Raw genomic sequence first — 25,797 nt, 5'->3', positions numbered from 1 at the left:
TCTAGCTTGAGCCATCCTACAGCAATCCTGAGGCGACCGTGACCCAACCCAACCTCACCAGCCCCATCGTCGGCAATCCAATCGTCATCGGCATCGACGCCGGCGGCACCATGACCGACACGATCCTTGTCGACCAGGACGGCCACTTCAAGATCGGCAAGTCGGCAACCACGCCGAAGAACGAGGCCGAAGGCTTCCTCGCATCGGCCGAAGACGCGGCCGACGCCTGGGGCATCTCGCTGGAGCAGCTGTTCTCCGGCGTCAACGTCGTGCTCTATTCCGGCACCGGCATGCTCAACACACTGTTGTCGCGCACCGGGCGCCGGCTTGGCCTGATCACCACCAAGGGTCTGGAAGACATGATCCTGATGGGTCGCGGCCTGCAGGCCTGGGCCGACTATTCCTATGCCGACCGGCTGCATGCGGTGACCCACCATCATCCCGATCCGCTGGTGCCGCGCCGTCGCACCCATGGCGTCACCGAGCGCATCGACCAGTTCGGCGACATCGTGCTGCCGCTCTACGAGCATGAAGTCGCGATTGCGGCCAGGAAGCTGATTGCCGACAAGGTCGAGGCGATCTGCATCATGACCATCTTCTCGCACGTCAATCCGGTGCACGAAAAGCGCATCGCCGAGATATGCCGCGAGGAGGTGCTGAAAGCCGGCGCCGACATCCTCATCTACACCAGCCACGAGGTCCGCCCGGTCATCCGCGAACAGTCGCGGCTGAACTCGGTGCTGATCGAAGCCTACGCGACGTCGCGCGGCCGCAAGCAGCTTAGGGGTATCGAGGACGTTTCGAAAAAATACGGCTTCAAATACGGCGTGCAGACGCTGCTGTCCTTTGGCGGCCTGACCTCAATCAACCATCCGCGCCTGCACGAAACCATGATTTCCGGCCCGATCGGCGGTATTCTCGGCGCGGCCTATGTCGGCAAGCTCATCGGCAACGACTCCCTGATCTGCTCGGACATGGGCGGCACCTCCTTCGACATGGGCGTCATTTCGCGCGGCCAGACGCGGATCGAGAACGAGCCGCTGATGGACCGTTTCAAGCTCAACGTGCCGACGCTGCATCTCGACACGATCGGCGCCGGCGCCGGCATGATCCTCAAGGTCGACCCGCTGACCAAGAAAGTCTCGCTCGGGCCGGAAAGCGCCGGTTCCGACCCCGGCCCCATCTGCTTCGCCAAGGGCGGCACTGAACCCACCATCGCCGATTGCGACGCCATACTAGGCCGCCTCAACCCGTATTATTTCCTCGGCGGCAAGGTCGTCTTGCAGGTCGAGAAGGCGCGCAAAGCGTTTGAGGAAAAATTCTCCAGCATCCTTGGCGTCGGTGTCGAGGAGGCTGCCGAAGGCATGATCGACATGCTGGAAGCCGATGCCAACAACGCGCTGCGCCGGGTCATCTCCGGCCAGGGCATCCATCCCTCGGAATTCACGCTGCTGTCCTATGGCGGCTCGGGTCCGCTGCATCTGGCCGGCTGCTCCAGGGGCATCGGCTTCAAGGACATCATCACCTTCCAGTTTGCCGCCGCCTTCTCGGCCTTCGGCTGCACCACCGCCGATTTCATGCGTCGGCATTCGGTCTCGACGCAGCACGACATCGGCGCCCGCGCAAGCGATGACGAGCTGCTCGCTTTCGGCAAGAAGGTCACCGACGTCTGGAATGATCTCACCAAGGCGGCGGTCGACGAGATGATCAGCGACGGCCATATCAGAGACAAGATCAAGACCGTGCCGTTCCTGATGATGCGCTACACCGGCCAGCTCGAGGATGTCGAGGTCATGGCACCGCTTGCCGAGGTCAATTCGGCTGACGACATGCGTAGGGTCATCGACGAGTTCGAGGCGGTCTACGCCAAGGTCAACCATCGCGTTTCGCGCTATGGCGAAGCCGGCTTCACCATCACCGAGCTCGGATTGATCGCCACCGCCGACAAGGTCAAGCCGGTGCTCTTGAAGCGCCCGCTCGGCAAGTCGGCCCCGGCAGCAGCGCACAAGGGCGTGCGCGAGGCCTATATCGGGGGACGCTGGCACAAGGCCAATCTCTACGAGATGGACCTACTGCAGCCCGGCCATGAGGTGATCGGTCCGGCCATCATCGAACATCCCGCCACCACGCTCGTTGTTCATCCGCAGGACCGTGTCCACGTCGATGAGTGGACGCTGCTGCATTACACCCATTCTTGAAAGGGCACCGCCATGTTGGACAGACCTGCCTCGGCCCTGCGCCTTCGCGAACGGCTGCTCGATTCAGAACGGCTGATGGAAGAGACCGGCTGCTATGACGGCATCACCGAGCTCACGCTACGCAACCAGGACCCGCTGAAATTCGAGACGCTGCACACCAAGCTGCGCGCCTATTGCGTCTCGGCCCGCGAAATGGCCCGCCGCATCTCGGCCTCGCCCGGCGTGCGCGAAGTCGGCGAAATGGTGGTGGCGATCTATACGCCCGAGGGCGATGCGATCGCGCTGTCCAACGGCATCATGGTCCACGTCCACACGATGAGCCGCTTCATCAAATGGATGATCAAGAACAATTACGAGGAAAACCCGAAGATCCGCGAAGGCGACATCTTTGCCAACAACGATGCCTTCATCGGCACCGTGCAGGTGCCCGACGTCATGGACGTGGTGCCGATCTTCCATGAAGGCACGCTGGTCGGCTGGGCCGGTGCGGTCTGCCACGAGCTCGAAGCCGGCGGCATCACGCCCGGCGGCGACGTCTGCCTGGCGCAGGAGCGCTTCACCGAAGGCCTGTTCGTCTGCGCCGAGAAGATCGGCGAGAATGACGAGATCCGCCGCGACTACGTCATCCGCTGCGAGCGCAATCTACGCATGCCGATCTACTGGGTGCTCGACGAGAAGGCCAAGGTCGCCTCCTGCATCGACATGCGCGAAAGCGTCAAGCAGCTGATCTCCGAGATCGGCCTCGACTACTGGATGAAGGTGTCGAAGGAGTTCATCGAGGAGGGCCGTCGCGCCCAGCTCGCCCGCACCCGCCAGCTCACCGTGCCCGGCATTTATCGTGGCCACACCTTCTACGGCCATGTCACGACGGGCAAGCCCGGCTTCCAGCTGCTTGGCGATCCCGACTGGCTCTACAACATCCCCATCGAGATGGAGATCACCACCGACGGCAAGATCACCATGGACTTCGAGGGCACGCAGCCCTGGGGCTACCATTCGATGAACTGCACGCCGGCCGGCATGGATGGCGGCATGTTCGTCACCTTGACCCAGCACATGAATTTCGAGGGCCTGGTCAATGACGGCGCCTGGATGGCGACCGAGCTGAAGCTGCCGCACGGCACCTGGACCAACCCCGACAATGAGATGGTGGCGACCGCCACATCCTGGGCGCTGCTGCTGCCGGCCTATGGCGTGTTCCAGCGCCTTTTGTCGCGCGGCTTCGTCGCGCGCGGCTTCGTCGAGGAAGCCTTCGTTGGCCAGGTCAACAGCCCGATGATCGAGATGGGCGGCGAAAGCCAGTACGGTACGCCGTTCGGCATGGCGCATTTCGAATGCGCCGCCGCCGGCTCCGGCGCGCTGGCCATCGCCGATGGCCTCGACACCGCCTATGTCGGCTGGAATCCGGAGTCCGACATGGGCAACATCGAGGTCTGGGAACAATCGATGCCGATGGTCTATATCGGCCGCTCGATCGTCCCCAATTCAGGGGGCGCCGGCAAATATCGCGGCGGCTGTTCCTTCGTCTCGACCTGGCTGATCAACAAGACCTCGCACTTGCGACTGCACACCTCGGAACACTCCTCGCGGGTATTCGACAATGGCGGCATGTGTGGCGGCTATCCCGCGCCGACCTGCCAGAAGCATCGCGCGGTGCGCAACTCCAACATCCACGAACTGGCGGCAAAAGGCGAACCGCTCGCGCATGCCCCAGGTATCGATCCGCATGTCTCCGACTACGAGAAGAACATCGGCGGCGACCATGCCGTGGTCGAAGGCCCCTACATCACCTCGCCGCACAAGTCGGGGGACATCTTCAGCCATTCCTACAATGGTGGCGGCGGTTACGGCGACGTGCTGGAGCGCGATCCGGTCAAGACCGCCTGGGATGTCGAGAACGGTTTTCTCACCCGCCAGGCGGCGGTCCAGATTTTCGGCATCGTGCTGAAGGACGACGCCGAGGGTTATCCGGTTGCCGATATCGACGCCACCGTCGAACGTCGTGCCGCCATGCGCAGAGAGCGTCTGGCCAAGGCGATCCCGGTTTCGGACTGGATCGCTGCCGAACGCGGCCGTGTCGAGAAGGCCGACTTCGCGCCCGAGGTGAAGAAAATGTATGCCAGCGCGATCAAGCTATCGTCGCGCTTCACTAGGGATTTCAGCGATTTCTGGACCGTCGACGCCAGATCGATCTTCATGCCGGGAGCAAAGCCATGACCTCATACAGCAAGGAAGTCCTCGGCGATCTCTCAGCCGGCAAGCTGCCCTGGCCGCAGACAAAGCGCATCATGAGCGCCTACAAGGACCACGACCGCTTCTTCAAGATGCTCGCCGTCTATCAGGACCGTGTCGCATGGAAGGACCCGATCCTGCTGCCGGTCTCGGATCATTTGTTCATCTGCCAGAGCGGCGACGAGCGCATCACCCGTTGCGAATGCGGCCACTCTTTCGGTGACTATCGCAAGAACTGGAAGCTCAAGGCCGCGATCAACGTGCGCAACACCGAGGAGGCGCTGCGCGAGATCTATCCCAATAGCGATATCCCCGATCCGCAATGGATGGAAATCCGCGAATTCATCTGCCCGCAATGCGGCACCATGCACGAGGTCGAGGCGGCGGCTCCGGGCTACCCCATCGTGCACGACTTCGAACCCGATCTCGAAGGCTTCTATCGCGAGTGGCTGGGCAAACCGCTTTAGCGAAACTCGATGTTACGGCCGCGTTGCCGGCAAGGTAGCGCTCCTAGCCGGCGACGGACTATGAATAAACGCATCGTACGTCGCATCGGAGACTGCCCACCATGACAGACCTTTCCGGCCGCAGCGCCATCGTCACCGGCGGGTTTTCCGGCATGGGCTTCGCCATTGCGACGGCGTTGGCGCAGGCCGGCGCAAATGTAGCGGTCGGCTCCTACATCGCCCCCGCCGGCGCCGACAGAACCGACGCCGCCTACTATCCCGGCGCCGATGAACTCGAGGGCGTGCGGTTGGCCCTGTCGGCACACGGCACCAGGGTTTGTGCCGCCCATCTCGATGTCCGCGACAGCGAGGTGACCAACCGGTTTGCAGCCGACGCGCAGGCCGCCATCGGCCCGGCCGACATACTGGTCAATGCCGCGGGCACCACCGCCGAACAGCCGGTCTGCGGCCATTCCGACGCGCTGTGGGACAAGATCGTCGACACCAATCTCAGCGGAGCGTTCCGCGTCACGCGAGCTGTGCTGCCCGGCATGATCGAGCGCGGCTGGGGCCGTATCGTCAACATCGGCTCGACGGCGGCTTCCGTCGGCTGGAAGGACAACCCGGCCTACTGCGCCTCGAAGGCCGGGCTGCTCGGCCTTACCCGCTGCGTGGCGCTGGAAGGCGCCGCGCACGGTGTCACTTGCGTCATGATCAGCCCGACCTGGGTCGAGACCGAACTGATGCGCCGCAACGTGGCGCAGGTCGTCGAGCGTGAGGGCAAGGGCAGAACCGCCGAGGAAGCGATGGCCGAGATCGCCAAGGGCAATCCCCAGCAGCGCATGCTGCAGCTGCAGGAAATCGCGGCTCTAGCCGTGTTCCTGTGCTCGGATCTGGCCAAGGGCATCACCATGGAAAACATCCAGGTCACCGGCGGAGCGCTGTGGTAGCGGCCACAGTTTGAATTTTCGAACGAGCGAGCCGCATTAACGCCATTTGTCGGTTGCATGGTCGTTTTGGCCCTGCCTGCGGCAACTTTACCCCTCGCGGCAAATTTACCATTGAGTGACAGGCGATAGAGGTTATATTGTGCACTGCACAATGGATGCCCGCTGATCGGGGTCCGGCAAGGGCAGGTTCCGGCGGTCGCGCATGACGCAGAAAAGCCGACCATGGGCGCTTCAGCCCAGCCGAAAGGCGGCAGCATGAGAAATCCGGTACGGATATGAAGATCCCGAAATCCATTCTGATCGATCCGGACAACAACAAGGCCTATGCCGCCTTCGCCGTTGCGGTGTCGGTCTTTGCCTTCGCCTACTCCACCAATTTCGGCCAGATCCTGATCCTCGCCTACTATCTGGTATGGCTGCCGCTGCTGTTCGTCGATTACCGGCGTTTCGCCCGCGATCTCTCCAGCGCCTGGCTGCCGCTGCTGTTTGCGGCCTATGTCTGCCTGTCGCTGTTCTGGTCGCAAGCGGCCGGCACCAGCGCGCGGGCGGGGCTGCAATATTTCTCCCACATGCTGTGCGCCTACATCGCGGCGCGCACCATCAGCACGCGCACGCTGGTGCTGGGCTCGCTGATCGGCATCTTCATCGTGCTGCTGTATTCGCTGAAGGTTGGCGCCTATGCGCTCGACACTATCGACGGCACCACCAATTTCGTCGGCGCCTTCGGCTCCAAGAACCAGATCGGCTTCTTCGCCTCGCTCGGCATCTTCTTCTGCTTCGCTTTTCTGGCCTTCTACCGGCGCAACTGGATGAGCTTCGTCTGGACCGCGCCGATCATCCTGCTGTCGGTCTATATGCTGGCGATCGCCCACTCGGCGACGTCAGTCGCTTCGCTTCCGGCGGTGATCGGTGTCGTTGCCTTGCTTGCCATGAGCAAGGTTCTGTCACGCCGCTACCGCCGCGTGCTGTTCGTCGTCGGCGCTACGGCGCTGGTCGGCGGTGTGATGGCTGCGCTGAACCTTGGCCTACTCGATGTCGTGCTCGGCATCTTCGGCAAGGATTCGACGCTGACCGGCCGCACCTATCTCTGGGAACAGGGCTGGGCCGCCGCGCAGCAGCGTCCGGTGCTCGGTTATGGCTATGCCGCCTACTGGATCCAGGGTTTTGCCGATCCGGAACGGCTCTGGGCCGAGTTCTACATCTCCACCCGCACCGGCTTCCATTTCCACAACACCTATATCGAGACGCTGGTCGAGCTCGGCTTCATCGGCGTGACGATGCTGGCGCTGATCATCCTGCGCTCCTTCTGGGGCCATGTTTCGAAGGTGGTGTTCGGTGACTGGAGCGCCGATTCGGTGGTGCTCGCCGGCGCGGTCGGCATGATGCTGATCCGCTCCTTCTTCGAGGTCGAGATCCTCGGCCCCTATTTTATGGCCTCGTTCATCGTCTATTACGGCCTGTTCAAGCTGCGCCCGGTGCCGCTCGCCAGGGCAAGGCGGGCCTATGTTCCGGTGCCGGACGAGAACATCGCCAACGGCCGCATGCCGGCGCGCGTCTGACTTGCTTATCTCAGGCGACGGCGCGCTTGCGCAGCATCAGCCGCTGCAGGAAGCGGCGCAACGGCTCGTCATAGAGGCGCGTGGCGATGTCGGCGATGACGATGACGGAAACCGCCATGACGATGCCGAACCAGGGATGATGCGCGAACGGGTCGATCGCTGCGGCCTTGCCCGCCCCGGCGATGATCATCAGCAGCGGCGTGTGGATGATGTAGATTGGGTAGGAAATCCGCCCCAGCCAGCCATAGAGGCCTGACAGGCGCGGCGCCGTCGGCGCAATAGTGCCGACCACGACCAGCGCCGGGAAAACAAAGACGACGCAGGCGAGATCGTAGGCGACGCGCGCGCCGCCGGCCGGCGCGATGGCAAAGACGACGAGCGTCAGTGCGATCGCGGCCTCTATCCACCAGCCGCGCCGCAGAAAGCCGAGCCCGCTTTGATAGCGTGTCATGGACCGGCAAAGCAGCACGCCCAGGAAGAACGAGAAACAGACGCGCGGCAGGCCGCTGATGATGGTCGATCCGGTCATGCCGAAGTCGAGGGTGCCGGCGATGATAGAGACGACCACCAGCAACACCAGACTGACGGCAATGAGCGTGCTCAGCACGCGTTTCGTCAGCAGGAAGAAGACGGCGACATAGGCTATGTTGACGATCAGCTCGAAGAACAGCGACCACGACGCGGGGTTGAGCGGAAAGATCGTGTGATAGGCATCGCTGACCAGCGGGATGAAGAACATGCCGGTCGTCAGCATGGTGCCGATCTCGGAGATCGGCATGTATTCCGCCGGAATCAGCCGGTTCTTGACGACGAGATAGAAGAAACCGAGCAGCGTGCCGGCGAGGTAGAGCGGGTAGAGGCGTATCAGGCGGATCGCTACGAAGGTGCCGACGCCCATGCCGTTTTCGATCTTGCGGTCATAGGCATGCGCGATGACGAAGCCGCTGAGCAGGAAGAACAGGTCGACGGCCAAATAGCTCGACGGCAGCACCTTGCCGGCGGCCAGAAACGGCGAGAAGTGGTAGAGCATGACGCTGATCGCCGCGACGCCGCGGATGGCATCGAGATTGAGGTAGACGTGGCGCGGTGCGGCGGGCTGCATGGAATGCCTTCAAGCGGTCGAAAAACGGAAGTTCCCGCCCGCACCCTGGCGCGAACGAGCCGAACTGGTCCTCCCGCCTCCATCGCGCGGGCCTCGCCGAGCGAGCCCGAGCGCTAGAGCAATTCCGGGAAAAGTGGGAAACGGTTTTCCGTCCGGAATTGCTCCAAACAAACAGGTTACTGGCTGGCCGTCGGCGCCAGCTTCACCTTGATGACGTCGCCCGGCAGCACCGGCGTATCTTCCTTGGCGTCGATCTCGCTGGTCTTGCCGTCGGTCACGCGCACCAGCGAATAGATGAGCGCCGGCCCTTCATTGTTGTTTGTGATAGCGGCGGTCGTGGCCGGGTCCGATGCCTGGGCCATCAGGCCCTGTTGCATGTTGACCCTGAGTGCGGCTTCGTTGAGGTCTGCTTCGACCTGCTGCCGGTCGGCGGCAAGTCTCGAGTTCAACGTGTTCTGGGCATCGATGGCATCCTGCGTCGCCTTGCTGACCGACTGCTTGGCGGTGAGGATCGCCGTCTCATAGTCCAGGATCTTGCCCTGCAGATCGGTGACCGACTGTTGCGAGGAAAGCAGGCGTGCGTTGGCGACCAGGCCCTTTTGCGCCAGCGGACCGATACTGTCCGCCTGCTGCTGCGCCAAGTCGACCTGCTTTTGCTGGTTGACGATCTTTTTCTGCAGCGCCTCGATTTCGGACTGCAGGACCCCTTTCAGATCGTCAAGCGCCTGCAGCTTCAGCTTCAACGCTTTCTGGTCGGAGATCAGGATCTGCATTTCGTCGGAGACGATTGTCGCCAGGCGCGGGTCGCCCTCGACTTCCTTAGGCGCCTCGAAACTCTCCTTGCCGGCGAGATCGGCATCGATGCGGGCACGCTTGACGATCAACCGCACGCGCTGGTCGTCATAAATGTCGAAATTGCCCTTGGCGGTGATCAGATCCTTGCCGAGCTGGGTGCCGAAATCGGCGTTGCGCCGGATGCCGCCGGCGATGCTGATCGCCTTGAGCACGGTCAGCTCCGGCACATAGGGAAACTGGCCAGGCGTCTGGATCTCGCCCGAGATGTAGAACGGCCGGAACTGCACCATTTCCACCGAGGCTTCCGGCTTGTCCGACAAGGCAAGCTTGCGCTGCAGGGCGACGCTGATCGCGGCCGCAACCTCCGACGTGGTCTTGCCGGCGGCCGGCAGTTCGCCGACGAACGGCACCGACAAATTGCCGGCTGGACCGACCGAATATTCGCCGTTTACCGCCGACCAGTCACGGAACGTGCCTTCCACCGTCTGCCACTCGGCGACGCGGATGTTGAGCTTGTCTTGCGAGCCGAGCCGGTACTCGTCGGCCATGGCCGGAACCGCGAGCGACAGAGCGAGGCACGTGGCGACGAGCCGTGCCGGCCGCATCGGGCCGGCAAGGCGAAAATACGCTGATATGTCTGTTTTCAACTGAACGTTTCCGATCCGTTTTGGCCCCATCCGCCCGATAGGCCTGCTGCCGAGTGCCTCCTTCGGAACCTGGCAGAATACTATGGCTGCAATGCGAGACCGGCCCATCGCCGAATAGCTTTGGACCGGATTGGCTTCGGGCCGTACCGGCCCGATTGCTGACCAGTTGCGGTAGGTCAGTAGGAACCGCGCGACATCCACACCGCAGGCACGGTCTTGAGGATGATGCGAACGTCTTCGAACAGCGACCAGTTCTCGACATAGTGACGGTCGAACGCGACGCGACTGTCATAGGAGACATCGTTGCGTCCGCTGACCTGCCAGAGCCCGGTCAGGCCCGGCCGCGACTTCAAATAATAGACCGCGGCGCTGCCGTAGATCTCAAGCTCGTCGCGCACCACCGGGCGAGGCCCGACAAGGCTCATGTCGCCCTGCAGGATGTTGATGATCTGCGGCAGCTCGTCGAGGCTGAGCTTGCGCAGAACGGCGCCGACGCGGGTGACGCGCGGATCGTTCTTCAGCTTGCGGGTCGCGATCCATTCGGCGTTGGCTTCCGGATTGGCCGCGAGATAGGCGGCCAGCACACGTTCGCCGTCTTCGACCATGGTGCGGAACTTGAGGCAGGGGAAAATCCGCCCACCGCGTCCGATGCGCTTGTGGCCGTAGAAGATCGAGCCGCCGTCGGAAAGCTTGACCAGAAGGGCCACCATGAGGAACAGCGGGCTAAGCGCCACCAGGCCGACAAGTGAACCGAAAATATCGAAACTGCGCTTCAGCAGCCCGCCGATGGGTGGCGGAAAATCTACGCCGACATGCGAAAATGCCGCATTGGCCGACTTGGCAACGTCCCTCATGCAAAAGCTCCATACGTTGAACGGATGGTTTATGCCACGATACCAAAAAAATGCTGCAGCGCAACACACAATTTCCCATATGGCTGAAATAGTCACGTCAGGAATTGACTAAATAATAAACGCTCCTTGCCCAAATTTTGCCCTTTATGGCGGGTTTGTGACGAATAATTAGCAACCGTAGGAAATGTAATGCCTTTTTTCGGCGGGTTTTGGGCAAATCGTCCTTTGCCGCAGAGGGAACGGCTTTAACTGATTTTCGAATCACTGGCTTTGCTAAATTAATCAAGTAAAATACTAATCAACATTGTAGATTCTACTGTAGTATAAAGCGCATGACGAGTTAGGTCACCACCCCTGCGTGTGCATCGCAGCATGGCGGAGTCCAAGCCGCCGCCAAGCCGAAAATTATTGCAGGTTGCCCTTGCCGTCAGTTTCGCGCCTTAATAGAGTCGCAAATTATTCCTGATAGAGTCTGGATGGGTTGGGAAGGCCGGAAGCAACCGGCCGAAAAAGAGCAGCTAAATAAGCTCGCATGGCGAATGGGGAGATACTCGGGTGGGTAAGTCATCGCTTTTGCATGCTCGGGCCGGTTGACGGGCCGCCGAACATGTCATTACCAAAATTCGTCATTGGAATGGTTTTCGCCCTCGCGATCGTGGTCGCGTGGTCCTATGTCGACGGCGCGACGGTCACCACAACGGTGCTTCGCGTCATCGGCTGCGCTGTCCTCATCCAAGTCGGTTATTTCCTGCTGGTGTATGTTATGATCGCCAGGAGCGCGCCGACATCGGCCGACAGGGCTCGCGACGCCGAAAGAAGCCTCGGCGCCGACAAGGCGGTTGAAGGCGAGAAGCTCTCGGCGAGGCGCAGCGTGCATTGAGCAGTCTGAAGCCGCAAGGTCGGCCTCGGATCATCTTGCAGCCGGACTCAGCCTGCTTCGGCCGGCTCGGGTTCCGATTGCTCGCCTGAAAGCATTTTCGACAGGCGGCTGCCGGCCTTCGCTTTCAACCTCTGATATTGCCCGACTTCGACGATTCGTCCGTTTTCGACTGCAACCACCCAGTCGGCGAAGGCGATCATCGATGGCCTGTGCGCAATGGTCAGGATCGTCATCGATCCGCGCAAGCCGTCGATCGACTTGGCGATCAGGGATTGGTTCTGCCAGTCGAGCGCGCTGGTCGCCTCGTCGAGAATGAGCAGCGAAGGTTTGCGCAGCAGCGCGCGCGCCAGCGCGATGCGCTGGCGTTCGCCGCCCGAGAGCCGGACGCCGCGGTCGCCGACCACCGTGTCGAGCCGCAACTCCAGCCGCTCGACGAAGTCGGCGCCATGCGCAGCGCGCAGTGCAGTCCACAGCTCCGCGTCAGTGGCTTGCGGCGCGGCAAGGCGCAGATTGGCGGCGATCGTATCGTGCAGCAGGAACACGTCTTGCGGCACATACGCCACCTGGTCGCGCCAGCGCCGGCGGTTGGCCGCGCCGATCTCGACGCCATCGGCCAGGATCTTGCCCTCGCTCGGTTCGAGCAGGCCAAGCAGCATGTCGGCAAGCGTGCTCTTGCCCGATCCTGACGGACCGATCAGCGCCGTTACCTTGCCGGCGGGAAGGCCAAACGTCACATCGCTCACCACCGGCTTGCCGCCGGCCTCATAGGCAAAGGAGACGTTGCGGATGTTGAGCCCGACATCGAGCGACAGCTTGGCATCCGATCCGAGGTTTGCCGGCTCGCGTTCGGCATCGAAACGCGCCTGCATGTCGCGCATCGAGGCATAGGCCGGCAGATTGATCAGCACCTGCTGCGCCTGCATCTGCATGTCCATGAAACGCGGCGCGATGCGCATGAACACCAGAAGCAGGACAACGATCTCGGCCAGCGAGAGGTTGAAGCGGACCAAAGCGACATAGATGAACAGGCTCAGACCAATGACGCTGGCCACCTGGAACAGAGCGGTGCCGATGGTGCTGTTGCGGACATAGTTGATGTTGTCGGCCTTCATCTTCTCCAGCGTCGCGCGAAGCTGCGCGTAATAGGTCGCCTCGACATTCAGGCTCTTGGCCACCTTGATGCCGCCGAGGAACTCCGAGACCGTTCGGTACTGCTCCTGGCGATTGCTGGTCAAAACCCGGCCGAAGGCGCTGGCTCGTGCCCGAAACGGCTGCAGCGCCAGGAAGGTGACGATGCCGACGACAATGGCAAACGCCGTCATCACTGGCGAAATGAACAGCGAGACAACGAGATAACCCGCCAAAAGCACGGTGATCTGCACCAGCATCAGCAGCGAGAACGCCGCCGACTGCACGCGGTCGATATCGCCGGTCAGCGCATGGTCGAGATCCGAGCTGCGCATGCGCGCGAATATCCCCCACCGCGCCTTGCCGATGCTCTCGAACAGGTTCATGCGCAGGCGATTGATGAAGTCGAGCAGCAGCCGCGCCATGTAGACGGATTTATAACGGTTGAACGCCGCCTGCAGCGCGACAAGCCCGACCAGCAGGCAAAGCACCGTGGTCAATTGCAGCGTTACGTCCGGCGCCAGCCAGCGCACCCAGTCGCGGTCAGGCAACCTGACCGCGAAATTCTGCTCGGGTCGCCCGACCAGATGCAGCAGCGGCACCAGAAGCAGGATCGAAATGCCTTCGGTCAGGCTTCCCAGGATCAGGAACAGCAATGCCGTGAAGGTCCTGCGCCCGCCGATCCGGGCCATGGCGGCGCCGAAGCCGGCGACATCGCGGTAAAACGAAAAGCGAAGGATCTGCGATGCGGACATGTCAGCTCACCGCGGTCCTTTGTCGGCCGCCAGATCGTTTTCGATCAGGGCGACGGCTTCGCAGATACGGTCGAGCCCGGTCGGCACTTCGAGGCGACAGACGCCGATCTGGCTGGCCAGGGCGGCGCATTGGCGAAGATGTGTCGTGGCAAAATCGCCGACCAGGGCTGGACGGCCGAAACGCGTCACATAGGAAAATTTGATGATTGCCGGCAGGGCGCCGATGCCTGGCAGCGGCGTGATCGCTGCTTTGTCGCTGCGCTCGAGGATATAGATCCGGGTCGCCGGCACCGCGTCTGCCGCAAATCCGGCGTGCAGGCGATGCTGCATCTTGTCGATCGCCGCATGCACCTGCGGGCGTATTTCTGCCTGGCGGATGGGAAACGCGGCGGCCGCATCGGCGGCGAGTTTCAGCTGCGGAAAGCCCGGAACGATCATCGGCCGGTCCGTGAGATCGAGCGCCACGACATCGTCGGTCAGCAAGCGATGGCCGGCCCGGATCATCGCGCTTGCAATCGTCGATTTGCCGGCGCCCTTGTCGCCCATGAAGACCGCGCTCTTGCCGCCGACCGCAATGGCGCTGGCGTGCAGGATGAGCAGGCCGCGCTGGTGCAGGAGCAGTGCCATGACCGGACCGAGCAGCGGAAACGCCAGCAGCGCGTCGTCGACATTAGGCGCCGGCTCCACCTCGATGCGGCAGGCATCGGTAATCAGGAACGCGCCGACCGTCTGCCATGCCAGATATTGCTGCCGCGCCTCGAAGCGGAAAGCAGTTCCGGTCTCGGGCGAGGGTTTTGGCAAGTCGATCGGGCCGACTGTAATCACCACATCGACCGCCGCCGGCGCGCTCGGCTCCAGCTCGGGCAATTCGACCTGCGAACCGATCGTCAGGCCATAAGCCCTGTAGAAGTGTTGCGTGCGAGCCTTGGGATGGCCGGCATCGCGGATCGAATCGGCGGTGAGTGGCATGTTGGCCAGTGTCATGCTTGGCTCCCGCGCTGTTGCACCTGCCTTAGCCATAGCGACAACGCGATCGAACGCCAGACATACTGGACATCGGGCAGGGTGGCTTCGTCCGGTTGCCGCGCGATGCGGCCATAGGCGGCTGTCACTTCGGGCAAATTGACATAGGGCGCGATCAGCGCCGCATCCGCTACCAGCACCTTGTCGAGGAGATCACGGTGATTGCCGAGCATGCCTTTGACCAGGTTCGAGGTGAAATCGATCTTGTCGCGCCGCCACTGCACCGCCGGCGGCAGGATACCTTCCATGGCGCGGCGCAACACCGAGCGGCCAAAACCACGGTTCAGCTTTTCTGCGCCGGGCAGCGCCAGGCAGAACTCGACCAGCGGCTTGTCCCAGAAGGGGTAGCGCGGCTCGACGCCGAAATTGGCGGCGGCCTTGTCGAGAACCTCGAAGGCGTGCGGCACCATGCCGTTCGACAGCAGCCAGCGATGGGTCAAGGTCTCGCTGGCGCTGACCGCGGGCGGCATATAGCCGGCCCTGCGGAACCGTTCGACGAGGTCGGTACGCATCGCCAGGTCCGGATTGATCAGGGCGCGCCAGCTCGTCGCCGGCCGCCCAGTGGGATGGCGCCGCAATTTGCCAAGCACGCGGTTCGCGAACCGCTTGATTCTCGCGATGCGCCAGGCCGGCCCGTAAAGGGTAAGGAACTTGTAGTAGAGGCCGAGCATGCCGTCGCCATAAGTGTTGGAAGCGCTGCGCAGCTCGCGCCACAGCTCCATCCATTTGCCGGCATCGGCGAGTTCGTGCAGATGGCCGTGGCCCTGCGAAACCACCTCGTCGCCGCCATGGCCGTCCAGCAGCACCCTCATGCCCTTGGCGCCGGCGGTCCTGTAGATGTCGCGGGTCAGCGACAGGCCGGGCGCAAGAAACGTTTCTTCCTGCTCCTCCAGAATGCGTTCGAATTCGGCGAAGGGCGCATAGTTGCCGACGGAAATCAAAGTGCCGTCGACCTTCTCCTGTCCAAGCACTGCCTTGATGAAAGGCCGCTCGTCCATCGGCGAACCCTTTTCGAACACCAGCGAGAAGGTCGGCAGCCTCGGCTTTCGCTGCGCGGCATTCTGCAGGCCCGCCACGCAGGCGATCGACGAGGAATCGAGGCCTCCGCTCAGCATAGCACCGACCGCAGGCGTGCCGCGCATACGGTTGCGGACCGATTGCGAAAACAGATGCCGGAATTCCTCGGCCGTATCCGATCGCATCGGCCTTGGCGAGGGTTCGATCTGCCAGTAGCGGCGCAGCACCACCTGGTTGCCGGTCACTGTCAGACTGTGGCGCGCCGGCAGGCGGAAGATATCGGCATAGGCTGTCGACTGCGGATCGTCGGGCAGCCCGGCCAGGAATCCCGAAATCTGGTGTTCGCTGATGCGCATGTCGACGCCGCCGGCATCGAGGATCGGCCCGATCTCCGAGGCAAAGACGAAGCGCCGGTCGCTCGAATGATAGTAGAACGGTTTGACGCCGAAATGGTCGCGCACGCAAAACAGCTGCCGGCGCTCGCCATCCCAGATGGCAAAGGCGAAGTCGCCTTGCAGATGCTCGGGGCAGGCTTCGCCCCAGCGCAGATAGGCGCGCATCAACAGCACGGCGTCGGCAACCGAACTGTCCCTGATGCCAAGCCTGGCCAGCAATTCGTCGCGATTGTCCAGCCGGCAGTCCGCGGTGATCGCGAGCTTGCCGCCGGCCATGGTCAGCGGGCCGGGGCCGGCTTCATCGGTGGTGTTGAGCCAGGCGTGGCCAAGAACGACGCCCTCGTCCATCCACCACGAACTGCCGTCAGGCGCGCGATGTTGCATGCGGGTAAGCATGCGCTGGATGTCGGCCGCGGCGGCCTGCCTGCCTTCCTGCCTCAGCAGAATTCCGGCGACGCCGCTCATCGCTCACTGGCCGTGGTCGACGAGATGGTTAAACCTGCCAAGCGAGCCGCCGAGCACGATGTGGTCGCCACTGACCAGCCAGGCATGCGCCTTCAACTCGGTCCCGGTATCGCGCTCGATGCCGATGCGGATTTTTGAGGCGTTGCCCTGGCGGGCAAGCAAATACTGGCCGGAAAGCGCTTGGGTCAGACAGCTTGCGCCAGGCACCAGGCGGGCAGCCGCAGCCACGCCCCAGGCGACACGCCTGAGATCGCCGATGTCAGCTGTCTCGCTTGCATCGAGCCGCGTCACTATTCGGCGAATCCTGTTATAGGAAAGCAGCGTCAGCCCCAGCCGCACCGCCACGACCACCGCAAGGCAGTGGGCGAGAAAGAGCATCTCCGGCCCGCTCAGCGAGAAAGCTCTAGACAAGTTCCTCATCATGGAGCCTCGCAAGCCCGGCGTCCGCCAAGCCCTTCAACAATCCATCGACATCGGCCCTGCAGCGTTCCGGATCGACATTGTAGCGATCCAGCACGGCGCTGCGGATTTCGGAAATCGGCCGCGGCTCCTGGATCAGCTCCCAGATATAGGCGCCGACGCTGTTCAGGCTGTAATAGATGTTGGACCTCATATCGAGCAGCGCCAGGCCGTTGCCGAATTCGCAGGCCACGGCATCCTTGCTCGCGCTCATCCGATCATGGTCCGTGGGGTTCCAGTCCATCCTAAACCTCGCTCACAACCAACGCTTCGGCAATTCCGGACAAAGACGCGAGAGCCGGGGTTTGACCCCCGACTCTCCTTAGTGCGCTCTGTTTGCAGAGTCCGGACTTTGTCACCCCAACGAGAGAATACTCAAGAGAAGGTGAGTTCGCCGACCGGCGTATGTGCCGGAAACGAGGCGTCGAGTGCCGTAGTACCGCTACCGCCTTGCGTGATGGTCTCGATCGAGCCGTGGACCGTCAGGCTAGGGGTTTCGTACTCATGCTTTTCAACATTCTGTTCCAATTTACTCTCCACTTGTGGACTGGAAGCGGCCTGTCGATTGCCGGCAGCGAGCTATTGCTGCACCGCAATAGCTGCATGGCAGCATTTATGAGTCAAGCCTGATTTACCAGCCGTTAATCAATTCTCGGTTGCGACTCCCTTCAATGGTGATCAAAGCGCTTTGCATTTTCACATCCCAGGAGAATTCAGCAGAGTGTCCGAGGCCATCAACTAAGTATCTGATTTAATTACGTTAAGTTTTCCTTCGAATGCTCCTCGCTTGGGCGCTGGCGCATTCCCACAAAATTGTTGCTGACGTACCCGCCACAAGCCCCGATCAGGCGGCGCCTTGCATCTCGTTGTAGGACTGTGTTGCGAAACGTTCAGGTTGCAGGAAAATTGGCGCCAAAGGAAAAACTGGACGCGGCGCATGAATTTGGCGATGCTTTGCTTCGCAGTTGCAATATAACGCGCCTGGCGAATTTTTTGCGGAGATGCTGCAGCATATGGCATTGCAGGAAGGGACCTTCGAAAGGTTGCGCGCCGCTGGCTGCGCCGACGAAGTGGCCTATGTGCAGGCTTGCCTGCGGCTGTTCTTCGCCTCCAGGGCGAGCCCCAGCGCCGCGCCTGCACCGGCCATCTCCGTTGCCGATGTTTGCGATATCGCCAGGCTGAACAAGGTCGCCACCTTCATGCTGAAGGCGCTGTCGCGCCCACCGGCGGGCGAGACGCCGCCGGGATTGCTCGAGTGGCTCGACACTTATCGCCGGCGCACGATTGCGATGAACTCGTCCGGCATCATGGATTCGATGGCCATCGACAAGGCGCTGCGCGGCAGCAGCATCGATTTCGTGTTCCTGAAGGGCCCCCTCCAGCAGCAACTGCTCTATGGCGACCATTTCATGAAGCCGTCTGGAGATGTCGACATATTGGTGTCGCCGGCCGGCTTCTTTAGAGCTCGTGATGCGCTGCGCTCGATCGGCTACGAGGTCGCCGGCAAGTCCCGCTCCGTCTGGTGGGTGCGCTTTCTGGGCGAGCAGCACATGGTTCGCAGCCAGGGTCGGAAATTGTCCACCGTCGATCTCCATTACCGGCTCCAGCAGCCGGGATCGCCCAGCCCGCGCGATACGGAAGGGTTCCTGCGCCGCAAGCGCGCGCTTGCGATCGCCGGCTCCAGCGTGCCGTTCATCTCGGCCTCCGACACTTTGCTTCTGTCCTGCATCAGTGTCGCAAAGGCGCTGTTCAACCGCGAGCCGTGCGCGGGCTATGTCTGCGATGTCCGGGCCGCTGCCGGTCGGCTGAGCGAGGCCGAGCAGCAGACTGTGCTCGACTACGCGGCCGAGCAGGGGCTGGCTGACACCCTGCTGCTGGGCCTGCGCGCCGCCGATGTGGTGCTTGGTGGCGCCGGCACGCTGCTGTCGGATCGGGCCACCAGGATCCTCTCACGCATCGGCAATGAAGACCTGTTCCACATGGTCATCGCGCCGTGGCTGTCGTCGCTCAGATGGCCGCAACGGCGCACCGTTTTGTGGGAATTGTGCGGCCGCGAACCTGTCCGCTATCTGACCGAGGCCGGCTGGGCCGCGTCAGCCGACCTCAGCCGGCGGATTTTCGAGCGGGAAAGCCGGTGACGATGAGGGTCGTCATGCAGCAGGCAGATAACGTTCCGTCCCGATCCGCTGGGGATGGATCGGGGGATGGATCGGGGTCCGGCGCCGCGCGCCGGGAGGGCGAGGGGCCTCGCGACACTTTATGCAATCGAAAGGCCACCCTATGTCCATGACAGAATCCCGGGTCTGCGTGATCATCGCGGCGCGCAACGCGGCCCGGACCATTCCCGCAGCCATCGCCTCGGCGCTGCGCGAGCCGGAGGTGGCGGAAGTCGTCGTCGTCGACGACGCCTCCACCGATGACACCGCAAAGGTGGCCAGCGCTGCCGACGATGGCAGCGGCCGGCTTTCGGTCATCCGGCTCGACGCCAATCGCGGCCCGTCCTTCGCCCGCAATACCGCCATTGCCGGGTCGAAATCACCTTTCATCAGCATTCTCGACGCCGACGATTTCTTCCTTCAGGGACGGTTTCGCCAGCTGTTTGCCAGCGCCGACTGGGATTTCGCCGCCGACAACATCATGCTGATCCGTGACGATACGGCGACCGATGTCTCGAAGATCGTCGCCCCGTCCTTTTCGGCGGACCCGGAATTCCTCGACTTCGAGCGATTCATCGAGGGCAACATCTCCAGACGGCGTGTCCAGCGCGGCGAACTCGGCTTTCTCAAGCCGGTGATATCAAGAGCTTTCCTCGACAGGCATGGGCTGCGTTACGACGAGAACCTGCGTCTCGGCGAAGATTACGAACTCTACGCTCGCGCCTTTGCGCTTGGCGCACGCTTCAAGGTCATCCGTTCCTGCGGCTATGGCGCGATCGTGCGCGCCGATTCGTTGAGCGGGCGCCACAAGACACAGGATCTGAAGCGCCTCGCCGATGCGGATCTGGCACTGCTCGAGATCGACAGCCTGCCGGAAGGCTCGAAGGCCCTGCTGCGCAAGCACGAGCGGCATGTGCGTGACAAATACCGGCTGCGCAATTTCCTCGATGTGAAGGCCGAGCGCGGCATGGCGTCTGCCGCCGCCTATGCGCTGGCCAGCCAGTCGAACTTCATTCCCATCGTTGTCGGCGTGGCCGCCGACAAGCTCGATGCGTTGTTTCGCCACGCCGGTCTGTCCCCGCGGCAGCAGCCGGTGCCGCCCTTGCGCTTCCTCATGGCCGCTACCAACACGGCGGCGCAAAAGTAGGCTCCGCCAAGTCCGGGACGGCGGCCGCAAGGCTGAAAAAATTGCCTTTCTGAAACTCGGAGGTTGCCTACACGCCCCGACGATGGCACTGTATGTTGCGGTGCAGCAATTTTGGAAGGCCAACCGGATGGCTTCAATTTTCGGCTTCAGGTCCAGGGACCCAGCGCGCGACAAGCAGACCGATCTGGCGCGTTTCGACCGTCTGGCAAAGCTGTTGGATCAGATCACGGCCGAGATTGCGGCCGAGAAGACCGGGTTGGAGGCCCGCTACCGGTCGAAGTCCACCAACGCGGCCTTCCTGGTCGAGTCGATGGAGAACGGCTCGGCGTCGGCACGCAAGCTGTCGGAAGTCGGCGAGCTGACGAAGTCCATCCTGAACTGCGAACAGCGCATCGCCGAGCTGGTGCGCCAGACGAGCCGGATGAAGGAACTGCGTCATTCACTCGACGCGATCGTCGGCGAGGATGGCCAGAGTTCTGATTCGCACGGGGAATATGTCAAACCCGCAGGTCGCTTCGGCTGAACACGGTCACACGAGACACAGAAGAGAAAGTTCGGGGACGGAGGATCGGGATCGGCCCGTTAGCAATGTGGGCCAATCGGTGACTTTGGGTTGGGGCGGAACAGCACAAAGGTGAATTGATATGAACGCAGATCCGAAGACGACGCCCATGGCGGCAATCGATGCCATGATTTCGACGCGGCCAAATCGGCCAATGCGTCTTGTAAACCCAACGCGTCTTCTATCCGTTGGTGCGCTTCTGTTGGCGGCAGCCGCAGCTCTGCTCGGCGCCGCCCACCCCTCCCGCGCCCAGGACGCCTCCCCGGAGATGCAAAGCGCACCGTCCTTCGTCGACGATTTCAAGAGTTTCGATCGTTCGCGCTGGTATGTCTCCGACGGTTGGTCGAACGGCAATCACCAGAACTGCACCTGGTCGAAAAGCCTGGTAAAATTTTCCGACAACATGCTGACGCTCGGCTTCGAAAAGCGCAAACTGAAGGACCGCGAGTTCGCCTGCGCCGAGATCCAGACCAAGCAGCGCTTCGGCTATGGGACCTATGAAGCACGGATGAAGACCGACACCGGATCCGGTCTCAACGCCGCTTTCTTCACCTATATCGGCCCTGCCGACAAACAGCCCTGGTATGAGATCGACTTCGAGGTGCTGACCAAGGATACATCCAAGGTGCAGGTCAACAGCTACATCGCCGGCAAGCCCAAGAACGAGAAGCTGGCCGAGGTCGAAGGCGGCGCCGACAAGGGCTTCAACGACTATGCCTTTATCTGGGAAAAGGACCGGCTGCGCTGGTACGTCAACGGCAAGCTGGTCCAGGAAGTGACCAATCCCGAGCAATTGCCGACCCACTCGCAGAAGATATTCTTCAGCCTCTGGGGCAGCGACACGCTGAAAAACTGGATGGGCGCCTTTTCCGACCCCGGCCGCCAGGTGACGATGCAGGTGCAGCGCGTCGCCTTCACCGCGCTCGGCCAGCCGTGCCAGTTTCCGGAATCGCTGGCATGCAGTGTAAGCAGCATAAAGTAGATCTGAACCGGCCCGGCCATATAAGGCCAAAGGGCGTGAACAGGAATTAACCCGAATGAATTTGACGGTCTTTGGAATTGGCTATGTCGGTCTCGTGCAGGCCGCGGTGCTGGCGGAGGTCGGGCACCAGGTGGTGTGCGTCGATGTCGATGAAAAGAAGGTCGAGCGGCTCAACCAGGGCCTGGTGCCGATTTTCGAACCGGGACTGGAGGCCCTGGTCAAGGAGAACCACGCCGCCGGCCGCATCAAGTTCACCACCGATGCCGCCGCCGGCGTCAAGCATGGCGAGATCCAGATGATTGCGGTCGGCACGCCACCCGGCGAAGATGGTTCGGCCGACCTCAAATATGTGCTGGCGGTGGCCGAGACCATCGGCCGCGAGATGGACGGTCCCAAGATCGTCGTCGGCAAGTCGACCGTGCCGGTCGGCACCTGCGAAAAGGTGAAGGCCAAAATCGCCGCGACGCTGAAGGCGCGCGGGCGCCAGGACCTGGCTTTCGACGTCGCTTCCAATCCTGAGTTCCTCAAGGAGGGTTCCGCCGTCGCCGACTGCATGAAGCCTGACCGCATCATTGTCGGCACCAACAGCGAGGGCACCGAGGCGGTGATGCGGGAGCTCTACGCGCCGTTCAACCGCAACCACGAGAAGATGATCGTGATGGACGTGCGCAGCGCCGAATTCACGAAGTACGCCGCCAACTGCATGCTGGCGACCAAGATCTCCTTCATGAACGAAATGGCCAATCTGGCCGAGCAGCTCGGCGCCGACATCGAGGAGGTACGCAAGGGCATCGGCTCGGATCCGCGCATCGGCTACCACTTCATCTATCCCGGCCTCGGCTATGGCGGTTCGTGCTTTCCCAAGGATGTCCGCGCGCTGATCAAGACCGCCGAAGGTGTCAAGTTCGACGCCAAGCTGCTGCGCGCCGTGGAGGAGCGCAACAATGCCCAGAAGTCGGTGCTGTTCGACAAGGTGCACCGTTATTTCAAGGGCAGTCTCAAGGGCAAGACCTTCGCGCTCTGGGGCCTCGCCTTCAAGCCCAACACCGACGACATGCGCGAGGCGCCGGCGCGCGTCCTGATGGAGGCGCTGTGGCAGGCCGGCGCCAATGTGCAGGCCTACGATCCCGAGGCGATGCAGGAATGCCAGGCCATCTACGGCCTGCGCGACGATCTGCTTTTGTGCGGCACCAAGGAGGCGGCGTTGCGCGGCGCCGACGCGTTGCTGATCGCCACCGAGTGGAAGAGTTTCCGCGCCCCGTCCTTCGACGCGGTGAAGGATGCCCTGACCACGCCGGTCATCTTCGATGGCCGCAACCTCTATGATCCCAAGGTCATCGCCCGTCACGGCATCGAGTATTTCTCGATCGGCAGGATGGCGGCGTGAAGGCAGGGCGGCACAACGCGGAGCCAGGTTCATGAAAGTTCTGTTTGCAGGCGGCACCGGCTACACGCCGCAATTCAGCGGGGGCGTCCAGTCGAGCACCCACCACCTGGTCGAGCAATTGCGCGAAAACGGTCACGAGGCATCCGTTCTGGCAGCCCTGTTCGGCGACGGCATGTTCGGCTTCAGGGCGCGCGCCAAGATGAAGCTCCTTCGTCAGCGCGCGGTCATCGACAATTTCCCGGGCTATCCGGTTGTACGGGCGTGGTTCCCCTGGGAAGCGGCCGACTTCGCCGTCAAAAAGTTGAGGCCGGATGTCGCGGTCGTGCAGTGCCACAATTCGGTGCCGATCGGCAGAGAGCTGCAGAGGCTTGGCGTGCCGCTGACCGTCTATCTGAGGAATGTCGAATTCGACGAATTGGCCGGCGATCTGCGTGAGCTCCATTCGGCGGTCTATATCGCCAACTCCGAGTTCACCGCGCGCGCCTATAAGGCAAAATTCGATATCGATTCGACGGTTATTCCGCCGACCATCAATCCCGCGTTCTACAGCACACCGACGACCGGTGAATTTGTCACGCTCATCAATCCGTATGAGGAAAAAGGCTTCGATCTTGCTGTGCGCATTGCCGCCGCCTGTCCCGAGATCCCGTTCCTGTTCGTCGAAAGCTGGAAGCTCGACGACGATCATCGAGCCCGGATCGAAGCAACAATCTCTCCCCTCCAGAACGTCAAGCTGGAAAGCCGCACCAGCGACATGAAGACGGTCTACGGCCGCACGAAAATCCTGCTTGCGCCCAGCAAATGGGAAGAAGCCTGGGGCCGGGTGGCCTCGGAAGCGCATTGTAGTGGCATTCCCGTGGTCGGCTCGCGGCGCGGCGGTCTGCCGGAAGCGATCGGCGCCGGCGGCGTGGTACTGGACTACGACGCCCCGCTCGCCGACTGGGTCGCAACGATCAGGCGGCTGTGGAGCGATGAGGCCGAGTACAAGCGGCTGTCAGCGACAGCACGTCAGTTTTCGGAGCGGCGGCAAATGAACCCCGGCAGCCAGTTCGCAACGTTCATGGGCGTTCTCGACCGCGCAAGACGTGTCGGTTTGGAGCGCGCAGCCTAAACGCGTCGTGTTGCAGTTCAGCTGAGACGCTGCACGACCGTGGTCGCGCAAAGTTCCCGTTAGCCAGGTCCAGGCGTCGTGCGCCCGTCCGGATCACTTTTAATTGCTGCAGTGCAATATTTTGTGGCACTGCAGCAATCAACGTGTATTCTGCCTGTCTACATTAGGGCTTGTGCGATATGGACCGCTTGGTCCGAGCAAGCCCCAACCTTATGGGCGGGTCATGCGCGTGGGCTTTGTCGTCGGCGAATTCCCTCTGCTTTCGGAAACCTTCGTCGTGGACCAGATGGCTGGGCTGCTGGCGCGGGGCTTTCAGGTCGAAGTGGTCTGCGAAAAGATGCAAGGTGACCACCGAATTGACCGGCAAAGCGAGCCGATGGCGACGCTGCTCGCCAGAACCCGACATTGGTGGCGATGGGCCGCTGTAATCAGCAAATTTGTACAGCGTCTGCCGCCGCGTCTGCGATACAAGGCCTCGACCGTTCTCGACATCGCCTTTGCACGCCGCCTGAACCGCTGCGACGTGATTGTCGCCCACTTCGGACAGAACGGCGAGAGAGCAGCCGCACTGAAGAAATGGAAGGTGCTCAAACCACCGATCATAACCATCTTTCACGGCGCTGACGTGGCGATCCCGGCGCGGCAGGCAGTGCTCGCGACACAATATGCCGGGCTGACCAAGCATGGGACCCTGAACCTGCCCGTCAACGATTACTTCCGCACGATGCTGCTGGAAGCCGGCCTGTCCCAGGCGAGCACGACGGTCCACCATATGGGAATTGACACCCGCGAAATCGGCTATCGCTGGGAATCGTGGGAAGGCACCCAACTGGTCGTGACGACGGTTTGCCGCCTGGTCGAAAAGAAAGGCGTCGAGTTCGCCTTGCGAGCCCTGGCCTCCCTCAAGGCCTCCCAGCCGCAGCTAGACTGGCGTTACGACATTGTTGGCGACGGTCCTCTGCGGATGAATCTGGAGAGGCTGGCCGTAGAGCTGGGCTTGGCTGGTCGCGTAACATTCCTCGGCAGCCTCCCTCACGCAGAGGTGAAAAGACGGCTTCGCATGGCGCATCTCTTTTTGCTGCCAAGTATCACTGCCAGCGACGGGGATATGGAAGGCATTCCGGTCGCGCTCATGGAGGCCATGGCCGCCGGATTGATTGCGGTCAGCACGTATCATTCGGGAATCCCGGAGCTCCTCAAGGATGGGGAGACGGGGTTGCTTGCGCCCGAGCGAGATATTTCAGCGCTTGCCGGCAAGCTTGCCTGGGCCGGGGAGCACCCGACCGAATGCGAGCGTATCGCGCTTGCCGCACGCCGCAAAGTCGAGGACGACTTCAACGCAGATGTTCTGAATGAACGTTTTGCGCAGATCGTTACCCAACTGGCCACATCGAGCCCTGCGCATGAACCTGCCGGTCATGTCGGGGTTTCCGAGGGCTTGGCGGATCCTTCATCTGCCGGCTGACACTGCTGCTCTGCGTTTGATCGGCAGACACGCCAAGCCGAGGGAAATCTTGCTACACTGCACCAAAAATGTTGCAGTGCAG

22 protein-coding genes are annotated in these 25,797 nt (G+C 62.1%); 13 read left to right on the top strand and 9 right to left on the bottom strand.

Annotated features, from left to right (window positions below; all coding sequences use genetic code 11):
* Positions 1-38 precede the first annotated feature (38 nt).
* The 5 genes from NKH38_RS20150 (at position 39) to NKH38_RS20130 (ending at position 7,385) form a co-directional block, all read left to right on the top strand.
* Complete coding sequence (locus NKH38_RS20150) at positions 39-2,198, top strand: hydantoinase/oxoprolinase family protein (protein ID WP_352762690.1); 2,160 nt, start codon at positions 39-41, stop codon at positions 2,196-2,198.
* Positions 2,199-2,210: 12 nt separating this feature from the next.
* Positions 2,211-4,415, top strand: coding sequence for a hydantoinase B/oxoprolinase family protein (locus NKH38_RS20145; protein WP_352762687.1), 2,205 nt, complete (start codon positions 2,211-2,213; stop codon positions 4,413-4,415).
* Entirely contained in the window at positions 4,412-4,897 is a 486-nt protein-coding gene (locus NKH38_RS20140; RefSeq protein WP_352762686.1) for an acetone carboxylase subunit gamma, read from the top strand. The genes NKH38_RS20145 and NKH38_RS20140 overlap by 4 nt, the downstream gene beginning before the upstream one ends.
* A gap of 101 nt (positions 4,898-4,998) precedes the next feature.
* On the top strand, positions 4,999-5,826 hold the full coding sequence (locus tag NKH38_RS20135; protein WP_352762684.1) for an SDR family NAD(P)-dependent oxidoreductase: 828 nt from the start codon (positions 4,999-5,001) through the stop codon (positions 5,824-5,826).
* A gap of 275 nt (positions 5,827-6,101) precedes the next feature.
* Entirely contained in the window at positions 6,102-7,385 is a 1,284-nt protein-coding gene (locus NKH38_RS20130; RefSeq protein ID WP_352762682.1) for an O-antigen ligase family protein, read from the top strand.
* Positions 7,386-7,395: 10 nt separating this feature from the next.
* Here NKH38_RS20130 and NKH38_RS20125 read toward each other — a convergent pair whose 3' ends face one another.
* The 3 genes from NKH38_RS20125 to NKH38_RS20115 all read right to left on the bottom strand — a co-directional run bounded on the left by NKH38_RS20125 (position 7,396) and on the right by NKH38_RS20115 (position 10,783).
* Positions 7,396-8,487: an acyltransferase family protein gene (locus NKH38_RS20125; RefSeq protein WP_023707795.1), complete on the bottom strand. Its 1,092-nt coding sequence runs from the start codon at positions 8,485-8,487 to the stop codon at positions 7,396-7,398.
* Between the two features lie 176 nt (positions 8,488-8,663).
* A complete protein-coding gene (locus NKH38_RS20120; RefSeq protein ID WP_032999377.1) occupies positions 8,664-9,887 on the bottom strand; it encodes a polysaccharide biosynthesis/export family protein in 1,224 nt (407 codons plus the stop codon).
* Between the two features lie 218 nt (positions 9,888-10,105).
* Positions 10,106-10,783 (bottom strand): sugar transferase, encoded by a 678-nt coding sequence (locus NKH38_RS20115; protein WP_023668816.1) that lies wholly within the window; start codon positions 10,781-10,783, stop codon positions 10,106-10,108.
* A gap of 607 nt (positions 10,784-11,390) precedes the next feature.
* Here NKH38_RS20115 and NKH38_RS20110 point away from each other — a divergent pair.
* Positions 11,391-11,663, top strand: coding sequence for an exopolysaccharide production repressor protein (locus tag NKH38_RS20110; RefSeq protein ID WP_023711266.1), 273 nt, complete (start codon positions 11,391-11,393; stop codon positions 11,661-11,663).
* 47 nt (positions 11,664-11,710) lie between these two features.
* Here the strand turns inward: NKH38_RS20110 and NKH38_RS20105 are convergent, their stop codons facing one another.
* From NKH38_RS20105 to NKH38_RS20080, 6 genes are all read right to left on the bottom strand, one after another.
* Positions 11,711-13,546, bottom strand: coding sequence for an ABC transporter ATP-binding protein (locus NKH38_RS20105; protein WP_023729646.1), 1,836 nt, complete (start codon positions 13,544-13,546; stop codon positions 11,711-11,713).
* Positions 13,547-13,552: 6 nt separating this feature from the next.
* The gene (locus tag NKH38_RS20100) at positions 13,553-14,515 is read right to left on the bottom strand and encodes a phosphoenolpyruvate carboxykinase (ATP) (protein ID WP_502896621.1); all 963 of its coding nucleotides are present in this window, start codon (positions 14,513-14,515) and stop codon (positions 13,553-13,555) included.
* A gap of 11 nt (positions 14,516-14,526) precedes the next feature.
* Positions 14,527-16,446, bottom strand: coding sequence for a lasso peptide isopeptide bond-forming cyclase (locus NKH38_RS20095; RefSeq protein ID WP_352762676.1), 1,920 nt, complete (start codon positions 16,444-16,446; stop codon positions 14,527-14,529).
* A gap of 3 nt (positions 16,447-16,449) precedes the next feature.
* Complete coding sequence (locus tag NKH38_RS20090) at positions 16,450-16,857, bottom strand: lasso peptide biosynthesis B2 protein (RefSeq protein WP_245260050.1); 408 nt, start codon at positions 16,855-16,857, stop codon at positions 16,450-16,452.
* Positions 16,850-17,119, bottom strand: coding sequence for a PqqD family protein (locus tag NKH38_RS20085; RefSeq protein ID WP_352710276.1), 270 nt, complete (start codon positions 17,117-17,119; stop codon positions 16,850-16,852). The genes NKH38_RS20090 and NKH38_RS20085 overlap by 8 nt, the downstream gene beginning before the upstream one ends.
* 161 nt (positions 17,120-17,280) lie before the next feature.
* Positions 17,281-17,433: a lasso RiPP family leader peptide-containing protein gene (locus NKH38_RS20080; protein WP_023684233.1), complete on the bottom strand. Its 153-nt coding sequence runs from the start codon at positions 17,431-17,433 to the stop codon at positions 17,281-17,283.
* Between the two features lie 485 nt (positions 17,434-17,918).
* Here NKH38_RS20080 and NKH38_RS20075 point away from each other — a divergent pair, with 485 nt between their 5' ends.
* The 7 genes from NKH38_RS20075 (at position 17,919) to NKH38_RS20045 (ending at position 25,715) form a co-directional block, all read left to right on the top strand.
* Positions 17,919-19,043 (top strand): nucleotidyltransferase family protein, encoded by a 1,125-nt coding sequence (locus NKH38_RS20075; protein WP_023703575.1) that lies wholly within the window; start codon positions 17,919-17,921, stop codon positions 19,041-19,043.
* A 142-nt stretch (positions 19,044-19,185) separates the two neighbouring features.
* Positions 19,186-20,208, top strand: coding sequence for a glycosyltransferase family 2 protein (locus NKH38_RS20070; protein WP_023703574.1), 1,023 nt, complete (start codon positions 19,186-19,188; stop codon positions 20,206-20,208).
* Between the two features lie 127 nt (positions 20,209-20,335).
* A complete protein-coding gene (locus tag NKH38_RS20065) occupies positions 20,336-20,731 on the top strand; it encodes a cytochrome P450 family protein (protein WP_023668807.1) in 396 nt (131 codons plus the stop codon).
* A 121-nt stretch (positions 20,732-20,852) separates the two neighbouring features.
* Positions 20,853-21,752 (top strand): endo-1,3-1,4-beta-glycanase ExoK, encoded by a 900-nt coding sequence (gene exoK / locus NKH38_RS20060; RefSeq protein WP_023668806.1) that lies wholly within the window; start codon positions 20,853-20,855, stop codon positions 21,750-21,752.
* A 55-nt stretch (positions 21,753-21,807) separates the two neighbouring features.
* Complete coding sequence (locus tag NKH38_RS20055) at positions 21,808-23,139, top strand: UDP-glucose dehydrogenase family protein (RefSeq protein ID WP_023668805.1); 1,332 nt, start codon at positions 21,808-21,810, stop codon at positions 23,137-23,139.
* Between the two features lie 31 nt (positions 23,140-23,170).
* A complete protein-coding gene (locus NKH38_RS20050) occupies positions 23,171-24,250 on the top strand; it encodes a glycosyltransferase (protein WP_352762671.1) in 1,080 nt (359 codons plus the stop codon).
* A 223-nt stretch (positions 24,251-24,473) separates the two neighbouring features.
* A complete protein-coding gene (locus NKH38_RS20045) occupies positions 24,474-25,715 on the top strand; it encodes a glycosyltransferase (RefSeq protein WP_352904457.1) in 1,242 nt (413 codons plus the stop codon).
* The last annotated feature ends 82 nt before the right edge of the window (positions 25,716-25,797 follow it).

It is taken from the genome of Mesorhizobium sp. M1078 (assembly GCF_040318615.1).
GTDB lineage: Bacteria > Pseudomonadota > Alphaproteobacteria > Rhizobiales > Rhizobiaceae > Mesorhizobium.
The sequence above is the reverse complement of the archived record's forward strand: the minus strand, read 5'-3'. Positions and strand labels throughout refer to the sequence as shown.

Coding starts and splice junctions, on each gene's coding strand:
- NKH38_RS20145 (WP_352762687.1), top strand. CDS start 2,211: ATGTTGGACAGACCTGCCTCGGCCCTGCGCCTTCGCGAACGGCTGCTC.
- NKH38_RS20140 (WP_352762686.1), top strand. CDS start 4,412: ATGACCTCATACAGCAAGGAAGTCCTCGGCGATCTCTCAGCCGGCAAG.
- NKH38_RS20135 (WP_352762684.1), top strand. CDS start 4,999: ATGACAGACCTTTCCGGCCGCAGCGCCATCGTCACCGGCGGGTTTTCC.
- NKH38_RS20130 (WP_352762682.1), top strand. CDS start 6,102: ATGAAGATCCCGAAATCCATTCTGATCGATCCGGACAACAACAAGGCC.
- NKH38_RS20125 (WP_023707795.1), bottom strand. CDS start 8,487: ATGCAGCCCGCCGCACCGCGCCACGTCTACCTCAATCTCGATGCCATC.
- NKH38_RS20120 (WP_032999377.1), bottom strand. CDS start 9,887: ATGCGGCCGGCACGGCTCGTCGCCACGTGCCTCGCTCTGTCGCTCGCG.
- NKH38_RS20115 (WP_023668816.1), bottom strand. CDS start 10,783: ATGAGGGACGTTGCCAAGTCGGCCAATGCGGCATTTTCGCATGTCGGC.
- NKH38_RS20110 (WP_023711266.1), top strand. CDS start 11,391: ATGTCATTACCAAAATTCGTCATTGGAATGGTTTTCGCCCTCGCGATC.
- NKH38_RS20105 (WP_023729646.1), bottom strand. CDS start 13,546: ATGTCCGCATCGCAGATCCTTCGCTTTTCGTTTTACCGCGATGTCGCC.
- NKH38_RS20100 (WP_502896621.1), bottom strand. CDS start 14,515: ATGCCACTCACCGCCGATTCGATCCGCGATGCCGGCCATCCCAAGGCT.
- NKH38_RS20095 (WP_352762676.1), bottom strand. CDS start 16,446: ATGAGCGGCGTCGCCGGAATTCTGCTGAGGCAGGAAGGCAGGCAGGCC.
- NKH38_RS20085 (WP_352710276.1), bottom strand. CDS start 17,119: ATGAGCGCGAGCAAGGATGCCGTGGCCTGCGAATTCGGCAACGGCCTG.
- NKH38_RS20075 (WP_023703575.1), top strand. CDS start 17,919: ATGGCATTGCAGGAAGGGACCTTCGAAAGGTTGCGCGCCGCTGGCTGC.
- NKH38_RS20070 (WP_023703574.1), top strand. CDS start 19,186: ATGTCCATGACAGAATCCCGGGTCTGCGTGATCATCGCGGCGCGCAAC.
- NKH38_RS20065 (WP_023668807.1), top strand. CDS start 20,336: ATGGCTTCAATTTTCGGCTTCAGGTCCAGGGACCCAGCGCGCGACAAG.
- exoK (WP_023668806.1), top strand. CDS start 20,853: ATGAACGCAGATCCGAAGACGACGCCCATGGCGGCAATCGATGCCATG.
- NKH38_RS20055 (WP_023668805.1), top strand. CDS start 21,808: ATGAATTTGACGGTCTTTGGAATTGGCTATGTCGGTCTCGTGCAGGCC.
- NKH38_RS20050 (WP_352762671.1), top strand. CDS start 23,171: ATGAAAGTTCTGTTTGCAGGCGGCACCGGCTACACGCCGCAATTCAGC.
- NKH38_RS20045 (WP_352904457.1), top strand. CDS start 24,474: ATGCGCGTGGGCTTTGTCGTCGGCGAATTCCCTCTGCTTTCGGAAACC.